The sequence below is a fragment of the Specibacter sp. NPDC078692 genome (assembly GCF_040686835.1).
GTDB lineage: Bacteria > Actinomycetota > Actinomycetes > Actinomycetales > Micrococcaceae > Specibacter.
The window spans coordinates 1-16513 of sequence record NZ_JBFBLV010000033.1 but is presented as its reverse complement, the minus strand read 5'-3'; the positions used below and the strand labels follow the sequence as shown (position 1 = coordinate 16513).

The 16513-nt window shown below is 61.1% G+C and carries 14 protein-coding genes; 5 read left to right on the top strand and 9 right to left on the bottom strand.

Annotation, left to right across the window (positions count from 1 at the left end):
• Positions 1 to 11 precede the first annotated feature (11 nt).
• A complete protein-coding gene (locus AB0O97_RS17385) occupies positions 12 to 680 on the top strand; it encodes an FMN reductase (RefSeq protein ID WP_363837364.1) in 669 nt (222 codons plus the stop codon).
• 67 nt (positions 681 to 747) lie between these two features.
• Here the strand turns inward: AB0O97_RS17385 and AB0O97_RS17380 are convergent, their stop codons facing one another.
• Entirely contained in the window at positions 748 to 1803 is a 1056-nt protein-coding gene (locus AB0O97_RS17380) for an alpha/beta hydrolase (protein ID WP_363884343.1), read from the bottom strand.
• Positions 1804 to 1907: 104 nt separating this feature from the next.
• On the opposite strand from AB0O97_RS17380, the gene AB0O97_RS17375 reads away from it, so the two are divergent.
• The 4 genes from AB0O97_RS17375 (at position 1908) to AB0O97_RS17360 (ending at position 7552) form a co-directional block, all read left to right on the top strand.
• Positions 1908 to 2729 carry a TetR/AcrR family transcriptional regulator gene (locus tag AB0O97_RS17375; RefSeq protein WP_363884341.1) on the top strand — a complete coding sequence of 274 codons (822 nt, stop codon included), beginning with the start codon at positions 1908 to 1910 and terminating at the stop codon, positions 2727 to 2729.
• Between the two features lie 52 nt (positions 2730 to 2781).
• Positions 2782 to 3510: a hypothetical protein gene (locus tag AB0O97_RS17370; RefSeq protein WP_363884339.1), complete on the top strand. Its 729-nt coding sequence runs from the start codon at positions 2782 to 2784 to the stop codon at positions 3508 to 3510.
• A gap of 107 nt (positions 3511 to 3617) precedes the next feature.
• On the top strand, positions 3618 to 6674 hold the full coding sequence (locus AB0O97_RS17365) for a glycoside hydrolase family 2 TIM barrel-domain containing protein (RefSeq protein WP_363884337.1): 3057 nt from the start codon (positions 3618 to 3620) through the stop codon (positions 6672 to 6674).
• 56 nt (positions 6675 to 6730) lie between these two features.
• Positions 6731 to 7552 carry an SDR family NAD(P)-dependent oxidoreductase gene (locus AB0O97_RS17360; RefSeq protein WP_363884336.1) on the top strand — a complete coding sequence of 274 codons (822 nt, stop codon included), beginning with the start codon at positions 6731 to 6733 and terminating at the stop codon, positions 7550 to 7552.
• Between the two features lie 46 nt (positions 7553 to 7598).
• On the opposite strand, the gene idi is transcribed toward AB0O97_RS17360, so the two are convergent.
• From idi to AB0O97_RS17320, 8 genes are all read right to left on the bottom strand, one after another.
• Positions 7599 to 8213: an isopentenyl-diphosphate Delta-isomerase gene (gene idi, locus AB0O97_RS17355; RefSeq protein WP_363884335.1), complete on the bottom strand. Its 615-nt coding sequence runs from the start codon at positions 8211 to 8213 to the stop codon at positions 7599 to 7601.
• Between the two features lie 32 nt (positions 8214 to 8245).
• Positions 8246 to 9325 carry a thermonuclease family protein gene (locus AB0O97_RS17350; RefSeq protein ID WP_363884333.1) on the bottom strand — a complete coding sequence of 360 codons (1080 nt, stop codon included), beginning with the start codon at positions 9323 to 9325 and terminating at the stop codon, positions 8246 to 8248.
• 102 nt (positions 9326 to 9427) lie between these two features.
• Complete coding sequence (locus AB0O97_RS17345) at positions 9428 to 11233, bottom strand: hypothetical protein (protein WP_363884331.1); 1806 nt, start codon at positions 11231 to 11233, stop codon at positions 9428 to 9430.
• 46 nt (positions 11234 to 11279) lie between these two features.
• On the bottom strand, positions 11280 to 11870 hold the full coding sequence (locus AB0O97_RS17340) for a hypothetical protein (RefSeq protein ID WP_363884329.1): 591 nt from the start codon (positions 11868 to 11870) through the stop codon (positions 11280 to 11282).
• Positions 11871 to 11916: 46 nt separating this feature from the next.
• Positions 11917 to 12462, bottom strand: a complete 546-nt coding sequence (locus AB0O97_RS17335) for a hypothetical protein (protein ID WP_363884328.1) — start codon at positions 12460 to 12462, stop codon at positions 11917 to 11919.
• A 313-nt stretch (positions 12463 to 12775) separates the two neighbouring features.
• Entirely contained in the window at positions 12776 to 14014 is a 1239-nt protein-coding gene (locus AB0O97_RS17330) for an ROK family transcriptional regulator (protein WP_363884326.1), read from the bottom strand.
• A 112-nt stretch (positions 14015 to 14126) separates the two neighbouring features.
• The gene (locus AB0O97_RS17325; protein WP_363884324.1) at positions 14127 to 15128 is read right to left on the bottom strand and encodes a sugar phosphate isomerase/epimerase; all 1002 of its coding nucleotides are present in this window, start codon (positions 15126 to 15128) and stop codon (positions 14127 to 14129) included.
• Between the two features lie 50 nt (positions 15129 to 15178).
• Positions 15179 to 16327, bottom strand: coding sequence for a Gfo/Idh/MocA family oxidoreductase (locus AB0O97_RS17320; protein ID WP_363884380.1), 1149 nt, complete (start codon positions 16325 to 16327; stop codon positions 15179 to 15181).
• Positions 16328 to 16513: the final 186 nt, after the last annotated feature.

The following is a 16513-nucleotide window of genomic DNA, read 5'->3' as shown; positions in this document are numbered from 1 at the left end:
AAGGAGTCATAATGCAGCGTACGGTAGTAGTCATTTCGGCAGGCCTCGGTGTTCCCTCGTCCACCCGTATGCTGGCGGACCAAATTGCCGCTGATGTACAGTCGCGTCTGAGCCAGGCAGGGACCGAACCCATCATTGACGTCATTGATCTGCGCGACTACGCCACCGACATCGCCAACAATATGGTGTCCGGATACGCCGGACCGGCATTGGCCGCGGTCATCAAGCGGGTGGAAGCTGCCGATGCCATGATCGCCGTGACTCCTACCTTCAGCGCTTCCTACAGCGGTTTGTTCAAGTCGTTCTTCGACGTTCTGGATCCGAAGTTCATTGACGGAATGCCCGTGCTGTTCGGTGCTACGGGTGGCTCATCGCGCCACTCCCTGGTGCTGGACATGGCTATCCGACCGCTCTTTAGCTACCTGCGTGCCAATACGATGCCCACCGCCATCTACGCTTCCCCGGAGGATTGGGGCGGCTCCGGCACCAACACCTTGGAACGCCGGATTGGGCAGGCCGCGCAAGAATTGGTGACCGTCCTGACCGGCCAGCAAGGATCTGCCGCCGGAACCTCGGGAGCCGTCCTGATCGATCACAAGGCCAAGCGCGCCGAACGTGAGGCCTCGGATATGACGTCGCTGCCGTTTGAAGAACTGCTCGCCCAGACCCAGCGCCGCTAGCCGGTCACCAAGCCGGAACGTACCGAGCCGGAACGTACCGAGCCGGAACACACCGAGCCGGGGCCGCCTAGAAGATGGGCTGCTCCGGCTTTACTGTGAGCGGCCGCGGATCCAAGGCGTCCAGAACCACCGAGAGCGCAGTGCGGTAGACGTCCGGATGAATTTCCGGGCTTGCATGCCCGGTGTGCGGAACGTCGTAGGCGAACCGTGGATTGCGCGGCAGCAGCGCCTCCCAGCCAAGTTTGGCCATGGCGGCATTGACTATGAAGTCTTCGGGATCGTAAATGAGCCCGAGCCCGGTGCTCGTGGGCACGCCGCCGTCGAACTGCCGGGGGAACGCTTGCAGGAACGTGGCTTGGGTGGTGCTCAGAATCAGCGAATTATTGTTCGAATCCAACGATCGAGCCACACCACTGCGGGCCGCCTCATACATGCCCTGACCGTTCGGGTTGCTCAGCCCACCCCAAAGTCCCGCACCCAGCCGCCCCAGTAGCCCCAGATACGGCACCACTTTTCCGGCGATCGAGATGTATTCCTTGCCGGGGTCCAAGGTGTCAGCCACATTCGACGGGCTTGATCCCATCACGATCAGCCGCACTTTTACGCCAATTTCCGTCAGCAAAGAAGCAAGTACGACGGCGGCCATCCCACCAAAGCTGTCTCCGTAGAAATACACGGTGTCGATGTTGCGAGCGTGGATGTCGCGCTGGATGGCGATGAACAGCTGGGCGATATCGATACCTTCATTGGAGTAGCCAATGTAGGAGGCTGGAGCGCGCTGGTTCATGGCCGGCTGCAGCGCCTCGAGTTTGCGCCCGGCGTCGCGGTAGCTGACCCGGAAACCACCCAACAGGTACCAGGTCCGGCCCGGAAAACGTGCAGCGGCAGTCTGGTTGGCTTCGTTATCTGGAGTGGCGATGCGGTACTGGCTGCGCTCGGTGAGTTGAGCATCCAGGGCAATGTTGGCTTGGAAAGTCGTGGTCAGCGCAGCGGCACCCATGGTGAGGAAGAATTTTCGGCGAGGCATATCGGCGATCTGGTGAGCGGGCTTCGCGGCAGGGGCGGGCTGCTCGGGGGCCTGATCGGGCCGCTGGCTAGTGTCTGATACTGTGCTTGCTGTCATGGTGGATCACCCTTATTCTTCCACGCTTCGTGAGGGATTATTCCAGTACCTACCAGCCGTTCCCAGCCACCCGGAATTTAGCTGCGAACCCGTAGACTGGGGGCGTGAACACCACGCCGCACAACCTGCACCCTGCCGTTCCGGAGCTGCCATCTGCCGGAACAGTATCCGGGCGTCTGTATTCCGGCTTACAACCATCCGAACGTGTTCAGGAACGGTATGAGAAGTTCATTGAGGCCGGCATCGAGGTGTTTGGCACCGTGGGGTATTCCGCTTCCAAGATCAAGACCTTGTGCCAACGTGCGGGCCTGAGTGAACGCTACTTCTACGAGTCTTTCGATTCCCGCGAACACCTGCTCACCTGCGTGTATGAGACGCTTTCGACTAACTTAATGCAGCAAGTGACCGCGGCACTGCAGGATCCTGACGCTGAGGCAAAGGATGCCATCAAGGCCAGTTTGGCAGCGGTGGTCAAATTTATGCTGGGAGATCCCCGCCATGCACAAATTGTGTTGGTGGAAATTGTTGGTATTTCTGAGGAATTGGAAGCCAAACGTCACTTGGCGATGACGAATTTTGCCGGACAGTCCATGGGGGCGTTGCTGGTATTGGGCGGGTTGGAAAGCCCCGTGGTCAAAGAGATGCTCGGTGGTGGACTGGGGGGTCAAGGTGGGGGATCCAAATCCCGTGCAGGTATACGTCCTGTAGACCCGAATCACCCGCTGGCCGAGGTATTTGAATTTGCCAGACTCACGGCCATTTCCATGGTGGGCGGGGTGAACAATATGCTCCTCGACGCAGTCATCGGGGGGACCACCTCCAACGTTGAGAAGATCCTCGAGGTCGCCTACCAGCTGATATGCAACGCCTCCTCCGGGATCAGGGCACTTGCCGGCACTGGCCCAGCACGTCCGGCCCGAAAGTGACCCCCGCGACGTAACTATTGGTTGCTGCACAGCGAAGTGACACGATGGGTTCATGTCATTTCCAGAACTCTTTGCCAGCTATTGGTGGTTGCTCTTCCCACTGGGAGGCATGGCGGCCGGCGGTTTCAAAGCACTGTTCGCATCTCATGAACGTGCGCAGGAGCGAGCCCATCAACGTGAGATTGAGATGTACAAACTCCAACACCCGGAAGTGGCGGCGCTGGATGTCTCAACCCGCCCCCAGCCGTTGACGGAAACCATCAGTCTGGCCAAAGACGGCTATTCCGAAGGCGACGTGGCCAGGGTGAAGGGTGAACACGATTCGGTGAATAAGCGCTGGCTCAGCTACGAGCTTGACGTCGGCAAGCTGATCGACTTCCCTATGATGAGCGATGTGCGTGAACCGCTGACAGTCGCGTTTTTACGAGCCAAGCGCGACGCCGATGCCCTCCGCCCGCTCGAGGGCGATGAGATCTCTGCCAAGAGCCGTTGGGACGACTACCGCAACGCCGTCAATGCCTTCGCGGTGGCCTTTGACGTCGCGGAAAAAGAAGCCCACCGGATCAAGGACTCCGCCTTCAACGATGCGCAACGGGCGCGCCTAGGCACCGCCCGCAAGCTAGTGAACATTGCCGAGGACAACGCCGCCAGCCCTGCCGAGCGCCAGACCGCCTACAAGCGGGCGCGCAAGGAACTCGATGGCCTGATCGTCCTCCCCGACGTCACGATCGCCTCCCTCGAGCAAAAGGTGGCACGCATGATTGACGGCACTGCGGGCTAGATAAGGCCGCGCAAACGCTTTTGGGCTCACCCGCTTCCGGTTGCCATGCCTCCCGCGCGAGACCCTCCCCAAAGCCCCAATCCGCACGACGCCAAGGACCCGATACTGTGAACGCCCCGAGCCCTGCCTCCACGCTTGCTGCCAATCTGGCCGAAAACCCCTACAACGTCGTCATGGATCTAGAAAACCCAGGTCCTGGCACCGGTGGGATTCAACCGCGCGCCCACGTGGACAGCGGTTTGCCCACCCTCTCGCTCAACGGCGATTGGCGTTTCCACTACGCACCAACGCTGGCAGCGGCCCCTCTCGGTATTGAATTTGAGACGTTCGACGACGGAGCCTGGGACACGCTACCGGTCCCCTCCTGCTGGAATTTCCATGGCTATGGCGCTCCGGCCTATACCAACGTCCAGTTCCCCTTCCCCCTGGATCCGCCGTTCATGCCGGATGCAAATCCCGTAGGCGATCATAGGCTGAGGTTCAATGCCACACCTGAGTTCCTGAACGGCGCCATTTTGCGTTTCGATGGGATCGATAACGCGGGAACTATTTGGCTCAATGGTGACTTGTTGGGCACCACTCGTGGCTCAAAGCTGGTGCAGGAGTTTGACGTAACCGGCAAGGTTCGGGCCGGCGAAAACCTGCTGGTGGTGAGGGTTTCGCAATTCAGTGCATCCAGTTACCTAGAGGACCAAGACGCTTGGTGGTTACCGGGCATCTTCCGTGACGTGACCCTGTTGGCCCAGCCCGCCGGAGCCATTCGGGACGTGTTCGTGCATGCAGGCTTCACCCCAGACAATTCAGGCGCCAACGCCCTTTCAGGCACGGGAACCCTGCGCGTGGAGTTGGATCCGCCGGTGCCAGGAACCAAAGCGGAGATTGTCCAGCTCGCCGTCTCTGAAATCCTGGATTTTGGTGCGGTATCTGAGACTGACGCCAGCACCACCAGCACCACCAGCACCACGAGCGCCTCAGGCGCCAGCAGCGCAGCCACCTCGCAAACCCTTCACGTGGGTGCCGTGGAACCATGGAGCGCCGAATCGCCCACCCTGTACCAACTGCGGATCACCACACCAGTGCAAACCCTCCACCTAAACGTAGGTTTCCGGAGCATCACGGTTGAGGACGCGCAGATTAAACTGAATGGCAAACCCCTACTCTTTAGGGGTGTCAACAGGCACGAGCACAACCCGGATTTGGGCCGCACCGTCCCACAGGAACAGGTACTGCGCGAACTGCACCTGATGAAGCAGCACAACATCAACGCCATCCGCACAGCCCACTACGCCCCGCACCCGTTCCTGCTGCACGCTGCCGACCAGCTGGGCTTCTACGTCATCGACGAGTGCGACTACGAAACCCACGGTTTTGAAGACGGCGACTGGGCGGGGAACCCCAGCGCCGAACCGCAGTACCGGGAGGCCCTGCTGGATCGGATGGCGCGCTTGGTGGAGCGGGACAAGAACCACCCTTCAATCATCATGTGGTCGCTGGGCAATGAGGCAGGCACAGGAGCCAACCTTGAGGCCATGGCGCAGTGGACTAAGCAGCGCGATCCCGAACGGTTGCTCCACTACGAGGGCGACTGGGCCAGCCCCTACGTGGATGTCTATTCGCGCATGTACGCTTCACCGGCGGAAGTGGAGTTGATCGGCCGCCAGCAGGAGGAGCCGCCAGCGGACGCCGAACAAGATAGTCACCGACGGAACTTGCCGTTCATCCTGTGCGAATATGTCCACGCCATGGGCAATGGCCCCGGCGGCCTGCAGGAATATCAGGAGCTATTCGATAAATACCCGCGCCTACAAGGCGGCTTCGTGTGGGAATGGATTGAACACGGCATCCGCCAGCACACCATGGACGGGGAAGCGTACTTTGCCTACGGCGGTGACTTTGGCGAAAAGGTCCACGACGGCAACTTTGTCATTGACGGGCTCGTCTCCGCAGATCTGGAACCGCGCCCGGGACTGTTGGACTTCAAAAAAGTGGTGGAACCGCTGAGCCTGGTCATTGATGCGAACTGGCAGAGGCTGAACATCCACAACAAGTACAACTTCCTGGACACCTCGCATCTGGCCTTCACCTGGAGCGTTGCGGGGCCGGAAGGTCGCGTGGCCTGTGGCACCCTGGAGGTGCCGTTGACGGCGGCAGGGGAGGAGTCCGGCGTCGTGCTTCCGGCGGAATTGGCTGTGCACCGAGGTGAGCAGCGGGTGGTTTCGATCAGTGCCGTGCTGGCCGCCGATGAGCCGTGGGCGCAGGCCGGGCATCAGATTGCCTGGGGTCAGCAGGGGCAGGTGGCCGCGCCGCTTCCTGAGGTGCGTGGCGACGGCCAGGCCCAGGTGGAGGGGCGGAGTGTGCGTTTTGGGCCCGCAGTCTTCAGCCTCGATACGGGGGAGCTGAGCGCGTTCAAGGGTGTGCCGGTCAATGGCCCGCGGCTGACCGTGTGGCGTTCGCCGACAGACAATGACCACGGCAAGAATTGGGATCTGCCAGGGCAACCGCGCGATGCAGACACCTGGCGGGCTGCCGGGTTGCCGCTGCTTGAGGGGCGTCTGCAATCGATGAAGCACGACGCCGGGATGCTGGCTGTGCGGGTGCGTTACGGTGTGCCGGTGCTCCGGAGTCACGTAGACGTTGAGTATGTGTGGCGCACCGACGGGGTTTATCTGGAGTTGGCGGCGAGGGTGGAGCCGGGGCCCGGCTGGGATGTGGGTTGGCCGCGCGTAGGCTTTGATTTTGAGTTGCCGGGCGAGTTTTCACAGGCGTCGTGGACCGGATTCGGGCCGGGGCAAAAGTACCCGGACACGGGGCTGGCTGCGCAACTGGGCTGGTTCAATGCTTCCATCGAGGAACTCCAGGTGCCGTATGTGCGGCCGCAGGAGAATGGTGCACGGGCGGGAGTATCCCACTTGGAGATTGCGGCTCCGGAGGCCGGGCAGAGCATCACGTTCCAGAGCGAAACGATGTGGTTCACGCTGCGCCCGTGGTCCCAAGAAGTACTGACGGCGGCCAAACACACCCCGGATCTGGCGGCCGATGGCATCAGCTATCTGACGCTGGATGCTGCGGTGCACGGGATCGGCACGGCGTCATGCGGGCCCGGAGTGCTACCGGCGTACCAGCTGGCACCGGGGCCAGTGAGTTTCAAGGTGGTGCTGTCCTAAAAAGCAGCTGGGCGGTGGTCCCGGGAGTAAGCTGAAAATTGTTCTAAGGATGCACTATGAAACGAACGGTTATCATCACCGGTGCCAGCGACGGCATCGGGGCGGCAGCGGCAAAAATGCTGGCCTATCCGGGCGACACCCTGGTTTTGGTGGGGCGCTCGCCGGAGAAGACGCGGGCTGTCGCACAGGAACTCGACGCCGACTATTTTCTGTGCGACTTCACCGAGCTTGCGCAAGTGCGTGCGCTGGCGGTCACGCTTGCGCAGAAGTATCCCAGAATCTCCGTCCTAGCCAACAATGCAGGCGGCATCATGGCTGCGCGGGAAGAAACCGTGGATGGGCACGAGAAGACTTTTCAGGTGAACCACCTGGCCCCGTTCCTGCTCACCACACTGCTCATTGATAATTTGGTGGCCAGCAGGGCAACCGTCATCAACACCTCCAGTGCTGCGCACCGGCACATGGCCAAGTTCAACATTGACGATCTTGACGTGCGCCAGCACTACAGCCCCAGTACTGCCTACGGGAACGCCAAGCTGGCGAACATCCTGTTCACAACGGAACTTCAGCGCCGCTTCGGGGATCACGGCGTGAACGCTGCTGCGTTTCATCCAGGCGTGGTGGGAACCAACTTTGCTGCCGAATCAACACCCTTGATGAAGCTGGGTTACGGGCCTATTGCCAAGCGGTTGCTGCTCTCGCCGGAGCAAGGAGCAGACACGCTGCTGTGGTTGGCCACCACCGTTCCCGGTGCTGATTGGAAGCCGGGGAAATACTACGCCAAGCGCAAACCGGCCAAGCCGAGCCGGCAGGCGCAGGACTCCGCCTTGGCCGTGCAATTGTGGGAGCACAGCGCTGCCATGGTGGCGGCTGGCTAGCGCGGAAACTAAATCCAACCCCGACAACCTGGATCTGCAACCTGCCTTAGGGCTGCAGGTACCCGCCGGTGTAGACGCCTTCGCTCAGTTGCTGAACAAGCCAGGGGCTGAAGGCGAAGGGTGTGGCAGCAACCGCTTCTTCAACATCCACTACGTCGGCCCAGGCCCAGTCACAGACTTCGGCGGGGTTGGGCGCGATGGCAGCAGCGTCATCGTCATCGGATCCTGCAGCAGCATCGCTGTCGGTGGTTGGCACGCCGTCGGCGGAAACAGCGCCGTCGTACACGGCGGTAAAGACGGGGCAGATTTCGTTTTCCACAATGCCGGAGGCGTCCACTGCCCGGTACCGGAAGTCCGGCAATGCTGGCTCGATGTTGGTCACTGTGATGTTTAGTTCCATGGCGGCACGGCGGATGATGGCTTCTTCGAATGATTCCCCGGGGGCCGGGTGACCGCAGAAGGAATTGGTCCATACGCCCGGCCAGGTCAGCTTGGACAATGCCCGGCGGGTCAGCAGGGTGCGGCCCTGGGCATCGAAAAGGTGGCATGAAAAAGCCAGATGCAAGGGGGTCTCAGTGGTGTGGACCAGAGCCTTGTCGGCGGTTCCGATCTCAGCTCCACTGTCATCTAGCAACCTGACCAGCTCAACATTTTGACCCATGGTGGGTAAAGTTCCTTCCGATGACAGCAATTTCAGCAGGGCCGATATGTCTTTCCCCCGGGCGCATAGCACCGAGGACCAGTGTATCCGTCGTAGCCGCCGCCAGAGTTTTCTACAGGTGGCACATAGGCAGGTGGCACATAGGGTGCTGGCGCCGGCGGCACATAAACCGGCGGTAAGTTCCTGATGCGCTCAGCCTCAGCGGCCGCAGCAGCTTCTGCTTGGGCTTTGGCCACGGCTTCCGCTTCTGCTTGCTTGGCTGCCGCCTCCTTTTGGGCTTTAGCCTCTGCTGCATCTTGTTTGGCTTTAGCTTCTGCCGCAGCCTTCTTGGCGGCCGCCTCAGCTTCTGACTTCTGTTGCGAAGCTTCCGCTTGAGTCAGCGCAGCCAGATTGGACTCCGCCTTCTGGATCTTGGTGGTCAGAAGATTGATGTGGGTTTCTAACTCAAGCCCTTTAAACGCGGTCCATGCGACGATTCCCGCATCAGATGTACCTGCTTTCAGGACGGCCAGAAGCGCTTTTCCTGTTGCAAGGGAAGCTGCGGCGATGGTTATTGCAGCGCCCGTGGCGGCCGCAGTAGAACCAGTTTGGGCAGCGATTACCGTCTCCAAAGCGCTGGTGACCGCAGCCACCTGTCCGGGCAAAGTACATTCGAGATCTGGATCAAAGATGCCCAGAGAGCTGACTTTTGCCTCTGCCTCCGCTTTTTCCACTGGAGGCAAGAATTTTGAATTTTTGCCGAAGACCACGGCCGAGCCCAGACCAGCCTTGGCGATTTCGGCACTGACAAACACGTCAGTGGACGTGAATACGGCAGCAAGAGTGCGGTCGTACTGATCTGTTCGTTCAACGTCGTACATCAGCTTAATCCGCGAGTCGATGGGCAGTAGCTCGCTGAGAAACTCGGTGGCTTCTTCGCCGAGACACTCGGGAGGTGTGTTGGGATTTTTGGTTTCGGGGGTGTCGATGTTCAACAACCTGATGGTCTGGTCTTTACCATTCACGCTCGCAACCAGAGTGTCACCGTCGATGATGGATACGACTTTTCCGGTGTCGGAGTTTTCATCTGTGCAGGCGGTGGCACCGACCACGAGTGTGGCAACGAGCCCCATACTCAGCAAAAGTCTTCTCCCCGGGAAACCATTTTTGAATGCCATCGTGACTTCACGCACCAATATTCTCAGGAGCCGGTTGCGGCTCGACCAACAGCCAGTTTACGGCTTGAGCACGTCATGCGTGACCACGGCATGGAGCTCGATCCCGCCTTCCTTCAGCTTCCAATAGTGCAGCCGCAGCGCCCCCGCGGTTCCTTGCTCAACATAGAGCCGCCAGCACACATCCTCCCCGCGCAAGGTGGGTGGGGCTTGGGCGCCGTCGTTGAGTCGCAGGATGTGCGGTTCCCGCTTGTGCAGGGGCCCTTTCCAATGGGCCACCAGCTCCACCGCAGCACGCAGCGACTTGGCGCGTTGTTGCGTTGTGAGGTCCGCCAGAGAGTCCAAAAATACCGGACCCACGGTGAACTTTCCCAGCGGATGCAGACTCTTCTCCGTCGCCGGAACCACCTGTGCCCAAGCATTCCGCAGCTCGAAGGAGAATTGTTCGGTCGGGTCCAGGAACAGGGTCTCCGGCGCATTCTCGGACCGAGAAGTGGCAGATCTGCGCTGCTGCCGGATCTGCACCAGCGACGCCTTGGTCTTGGCCAGCTCAGCCCGCAGCGCCTCCACCTGATGTTCGGCCGCATGCAATTTTCGGGCAAGCTCGGCAGAGCTGCGGCGTTCGTCCACCAGCTGATCTTGCAGCGCCCGCGCCACCTTATCCGTGGCCCCTTGCCGCTTCGCCGCCGCCATCAACTCATCGATGGTGCGCCGGGCCGTCACCAGCTGCATTTGCGTGCTTTGGAGTGCCGTGCGCCGTTGAGCCGGGCTGAGCAGGGCTTCCTGCTGTGAAAGTTCGGCCCCGGATAGTCCGGGTTCGCCGTCGTCGTCCGCGGTCTCCGGGGGAGGGGAGGTAACGGCGGGGCAGGTGGTGAAGATCGAGGCATAAGGCCGGTCCAGGTCAAGCCAGGGTGGACCGCCTCGAAGGAGAGCCGGCGGCGGGACGGCTGATTCGTCGTCGTCCACGTCCAGCATGGACAACACCACGGCACCGTTTTCGTACAGGACTCGCACCCGGACCACTTCACCCTCGGTCAGCAGGTCTTGGGCGGAATCGAGATCGTTGGAGGAGATTCGTTCCACGCCGATGCGGAAGTCACTGCCGGGCCAGAGCTCCACCGTGGCGTAGCTGGGGTAGACGTTTTTGACCCGGGCCAGTGCCACGTCGCCGTTTTGGTAGACGGTGACCGGGGATGGGCGGGGGAGTAGAAGGGTCTTGATGTCCAGGGCATGGGTGGCGGGATCGAGTAGCCCAGAGAGCTGCTGGCCCTTGGCGATCAGCCAATTGAGCGGGATGCCCGGCAGCAGATCCTCGCTGCGAATGAGTGCCTGTTCGCCGCTGGATACCAGTTCCACCATGGCCCGGTCATCGGCGAGAAAGCCCTTGACTATGGCTTCGGAAAGTACCGGGACGGGTGCGGTGACGGGCGGGGCCGGCTCGGGATGTTGGGCGGCCAAGACCTCGTGCTCAAGAGTGTCATACAGTGCCGGCAACTGGCCCGCGTGGTGTGGCACATGAGGCCGAGGGACCCGCGCTTGCCACAGCTTGCCAGAGGGATAGACCCGTGCGCCCGTGCCGAATATGTGCAGCTGAGGAGGCAAGCCCTTTTCCAGCTGGTGAGTGTCGGGGCCATTGGTCACCTCGATGACAGCGGCCTCGGCACCCAGCCGCGAAGCGAGCACCTGGGCATCGATCCGAAAAACTTGCTCCGGAATGTGGGAGAGCACCACCACCGTGACATCACGGGCCGGATCCATAAGATGCCTGGCCAGTGCCGCCCCACCCATCCGGTGCACGGCCGGCTGGGTGGGTTGTTCGGGGGTGGACGCTGGAAGGAGCCGCTTCCTGTTCCGCTGTGCAGGCACTGTGGCTCCTCCCGTCGGTATTACCGAATCGTGTTAGTGACCCACCTTACAGTGGCGGTCTGACACTGGCGGTTGCGGGCACAAAATTACGTGCTGGCCCAGCTGCCAGCCCATAAACCACCCCACCAAGGAGGGCCGACGGCGTGTCATCAGTGCCGTCGTCGTCGGCAAAGCAGTCGTCGGCAATCAAGAGCGCGAAGGGTTGCACCAACGTCACCACCGGCGCCAACGGCACTACCCGCGCCAGCGGAGCGGATGCGGTTTTGGTGGTGGCGGAGACTATGTCCCGAGAGGTGAGTATCTGAATGCCAGCTGCCGGGGCCGTGGAGAAATCCCGCTGCAACGTGGCCAACCACTGCTGCCGGCGATGCTCGTGAGGAACCACAATCAGGACCGCTGCGTCGCGCAGCACCGTGCAAATCGCGGCCGTTACACCAAGGTAGGCCTTTCCGGTGTCGGAGCCTGTGTCAATCACACCACGCCGGGCATTCATGTCCCAGGCAGCCAACGCCTTGTGCTGCCAAGGCTCGGGAAAGCTACTGGTGGACAACGGCCGCGCTGGGCCCTGCTCTGAGCCCTGCGCTGGACCCTGCGCTGGACCCTGCGTGGGGGAATCCTCCTGCTGTTGGACTGTCATGTTGCTCCTTGAGATGAAAGATTTGGGGCGAAACTTAGCGGTGAAACTAGGATGCGAGTGCCATCGCACGGCGGCGCTTGAGCGTCACAGTGCCAGCGATCGCTGCACCAGCGACCACGAGGCCGCCGAGAATCCATGACCACATGCTCGCTGGCGATGCGGGCTCCGAAGTTGCAGCGCTAACGCCGTTGTCGGCAGCCGCCAACGCTTCCGGGGCTACCGGAGCGGCCAGCGGTGCGACCACAAAGTCGGTGGTTGCTGTTGCTTCTTGGGGAGTGGTGGTGGTGACAGTGACGGCCCATTCACCCTCGGTCAAGAAGGCTTCCGGGCTAACCCAGAGGCCGCGGCCTTCGGAGGAAGAGATCAGGGCGATGGGGCCGGCTTCCTTGCCGTCCTTGGATGTTGCAGTGGCCACAGGATTCATGATCGATTGGACCGTGTGGCCGTCCTCCGTGTAGGTGGCCGCCACGGTGATGCCGCCGGCACCATCGGGTGTCACTTGAAGTTCGTAGGGCCCGCCGTGGGCGCTGGCCGTGGAGACACCGATCAGAAGAAGTATGAGGGACAGAGCGGCAACAACGAATGTGCCCATCAGTGTCCGGGAAAGCTGAAGTCCAGTGGTAAGCCAAGCTCTGGAACGCCTCTCGGGGCTCGGCTCTAGAAGATTCACGCACGACGCCGGGCCCACTCACTTAGGCTGGACCACCACGGACGGGGCAGGGCGCAGCGGGGCAGGCGGACCCGGCACAGAGTGGCAAGGCGATAGGACGGATAGTGCGCGGTGGCCGCGGCGTGAGACGGAGCCAGTGCGGGCAGGGCCAAGGGCAGCCAGGCGGACCCGGCGCAGGGCAGCGTCAAGACACCTCTTTCGCGTCAGGACGCAGGTAACCTGACGGGGCCAGGTGTCAGCTGATCAGCGCCTCGGGCTCGGCGATACTGGCCGGGTCTGCCAGCACCGAGGCAAAAGCCAGCTGTGCCGCACCCACCAGCAGTAGATCAAGACCCAGTACGGCACGGACAATGCGGACGTCCGCATCAGGGCCGGTCATGGCCTTGGCCTTGACGATCTCTTCCATGCGTTCGGGCTCGGTGGCGTACAGGGTGCCCAGGAAGCCACCCAAGATGATCAACTCCGGGTTGAAGATATTGACAATGCTGCACAGGGATTCACTCAGGTAGCCGACCTGTTGGTGGACTAGCTCTAGAATCTTCGGCTCGGGCCCGCCGGGACGGGAGAATTGTGCCAGCAGGGTGCTATCGAGTTTTTCAACCTCGTTGCCACTCAAATCCAATGCCGCCAGCAAGGGTGCCTGGCGTACTTCAGTTTCGAGACAGCCTTGCCGTCCACAATGGCAGGTGAGGCCGTTTGAGTTGACCAGCCCGTGGCCAAATTCGCCGGCAAAACCACTGGTTCCCAGTAGTGGATGTCCGTCAATGGCAATGCCGCCACCAATACCGCTGGCGCCGCCGTTGAGGTAAATGTGGTTGCGTCCGCCGCGGCCTGCGCCAAAGGTACTTTCGGCCATGAGCCCGGTGGAGGCATCGTTTGCAGTAGTAACGGGCAGCTTAAGTGCGGCGCTGAGCATGGCCGAGAACGGGACGCCATGCCAGTCAAGATGAGGTGCGGCAACCACTTCACCATCAATTTCACGTACCAGCCCGGGGACCGCCACGCCAACGCCTACGGTACGGAAAGAACTGTCCAGCTCACCACGCATGCCAGCTACAACCGCTGCCACAATGTTGATGACTTCCTCAGGGGTGGGCACCCGGGCAGTGTCATAGCGGATACGTTTGAGGACGCGGCCGGACAGAGAGACCAAACCGATGGTCACGGCGTCGACCTCTGGATTGATGGCGATCGCCACAACGTCCTCGCGAGGCACAATGATGGGGCTTGGGCGGCCGGCATGATGTGTCGTGCCGGGCTCTTGTTCTTCGACAAGCCCCAACTCAACGAGTTCGGCGACAAGACCAGCCACCGTGGACCGGTTCAGGCCTGTGGCTCGGGTGACATCGGCTCGCGACAAGCGTCCACGAACATGGGCCAGGTTCAAGACAACGGCCAGGTTGTTCCTGCGGACGTCATCAAGGTTATTGCCCCTGCGTACAGTCCGAGGAGCTGGAAGATCTGGTACTGCCACTTAAACCACCTCTTTCGGCACACTTGTGAAGGAGAAAACTTGCAAGCGGCCCGCTCCATATTACCCGAACGGCGCAGGAGTTGGAGCGGACCGCTGATCACTGCGGGGCCAGCTACTGGGCTTTGAACGCGGAGTCGAAGGCGGCATCCGGGGCGGCAAAGGCATTGCGTTTGACGAAAGCCAGTGCCTCGGGGGCACCCAACAGCCTGTCCATGCCGGCGTCCTCCCATTCCACGGAGATGGGTCCGTCGTAGCCAATCTGGTTCAAGGCGCGGAAGCTGGCCTCCCAGGGAACATCGCCGCGGCCCGTGGAAACAAAGTCCCAGCCCCGGTTCAGATCTGCCCATGCCAAGTGCGATCCCAGCACACCGTTGCGGCCGTTGCCCAGACGTAGCTTCACATCCTTGCAGTCCACATGGATAATCCGGTCAGCGAATTCCAGAATGAAATCGACAGGATTCAGCTGCTGCCACATGAAGTGGCTCGGGTCCCAGTTCAAGCAGAACGCCTCACGGTGGCCAATAGCTTCCAGGGTGCGCTTGGTGGTCCAGTAGTCGTACGCAATTTCACTGGGGTGAACCTCGTGAGCGTAGCGGACGCCCACCTCGTCAAAGACGTCAAGGATCGGGTTCCAGCGGTCGGCGAAGTCCTGGTATCCGGCGTCGATCAGTTCCTGCGACACCGGCGGGAACATGGCCACATATTTCCAGATGCTGGAACCGGTGAAGCCAATGACTGTCTTCACCCCGAGCTTCGCGGCGAGCCGGGCGGTGTTCTTCATTTCTTCGGCAGCGCGTTGACGCACACCTTCGGGATCGCCGTCGCCCCAGATCGCATCGGGGAGGATGTCACGGTGCCGCTGGTCGATGGGATCATCGCAAACAGCCTGTCCTTTGAGGTGGTTGGAGATGGCGTACACCTTGAGGTTGTACTTGGCCAAGAGCGCCAGTTTTTCGGCGATGTAGGCTTCATCGTCCCACCGCGAAGGGTCAAGATGATCGCCCCAGCAGGCAATTTCCAGCCCGTCGTAGCCCCAGTCTGAGGCCAGTTTTGCCACTTCTTCAAGGGGCAGGTCGGCCCATTGGCCGGTAAACAACGTGATCGGTCGGCTCACTTGTGTCTCCTGTTTCTTGGTGCTCTTGAATGGGGTTAGAAGAATTTGGGTTAGACGGTGGTCCAGATGCTGTTGGCAGCCGCGCTGGCTTCCACGGCCGCAAGGACTTGCTGCACCTGCAGTCCGTCAGCGAACGACGGCGTGGGTGCGGTGGCGCTGGCAACGGCCTGAACGAAATCCCGTACCTGGTGTGAAAAACCGTGTTCGTAGCCGAGCATGTGCCCGGCCGGCCACCACGCGCTGATGTAGGGGTGCTCGGGCTCAGTGACCAAAATAGTGGTGAAGCCCTGCTCGGTGACAGGTGCGCTCGCATCGAAGAAATCTAGCTCATTGAGCCGTTCCAAATCGAAGCTGATGGCGCCTTGGGAACCCGATACTTCGATGCGCAAGGCATTCTTGCGTCCCGTACTGAAACGGGTGGCTTCAAAGGAGCCCAAGAAGCCATCGTCCTTGGATCCAAATCGACCCGTGAAAAGGGCCAAATCATCGACAGTGACGGCGCCACTGCCTTCCGCCGCGGTGCCGGAGAGGCCAGTGGAAGCTGCGGCAAGCGGCCGTTGCGTCACAATGGTTTCCATGGTGCCACTGACAGAGCTCAGCTCCACACCGGTGATGAACTGGGCAAGATCGACGGCGTGCGCCCCGATATCTCCCAAGGCGCCTGATCCTGCGCGATCCTTTTGCAACCGCCAGCTGAGCGGGCTGTTCTCATCCATCAGCCAGTCTTGCAGGTAGGAGGCACGGACCTGGCGGATCTTGCCGATCCGGCCAGCGGCAACCATGTCACGGGCCAGGGTAGCTGCGGGCACCCGACGGTAGGTGAAACCCACCATGGAAAACGCCCCCTTCTTGGCGCCACGTTCGGCAGCCTCAGCCATGGCTTTGGCTTCGGCAACCGTATTCGCGAGGGGCTTTTCGCACAAAACGTGCTTACCGGCGTCGAGCGCTGCAATGGCAATTTCAGCATGAGAATCGCCGGGGGTGACGATATCAATGATGTCAATGTCCTCGCGGGCAATGGCCTCACGCCAGTCAGTAGAGGTCTCTGCCCAGCCCCACTGTTGCGCAGCGGCCGCGGTTTTCTCGGGGTCCCGGGCAACCAGCAGTGTCATCTCGGGTGTGGCGTCCAAGTCAAAGAACCGTGGGGCAACGCGCCAGCCCTGGGAGTGAGCCGCACCCATGAAGCCAGCCCCGATCATGGCGACCCGCAGTGGGCGTGGTGAGTCAGACATGAAAAACCTCTCTGAGTGTTGGAACCAGTGCTACTTTAAACACTTGTCAATGCTGAAGAGCGGGGCGTCCGTGACAGCATTTGAGTGCTGTCACGGATCGTTGGCGAGGCTGAATACCACAGGTGGTCACGTGACGGTGTCTGAGAATGTGGG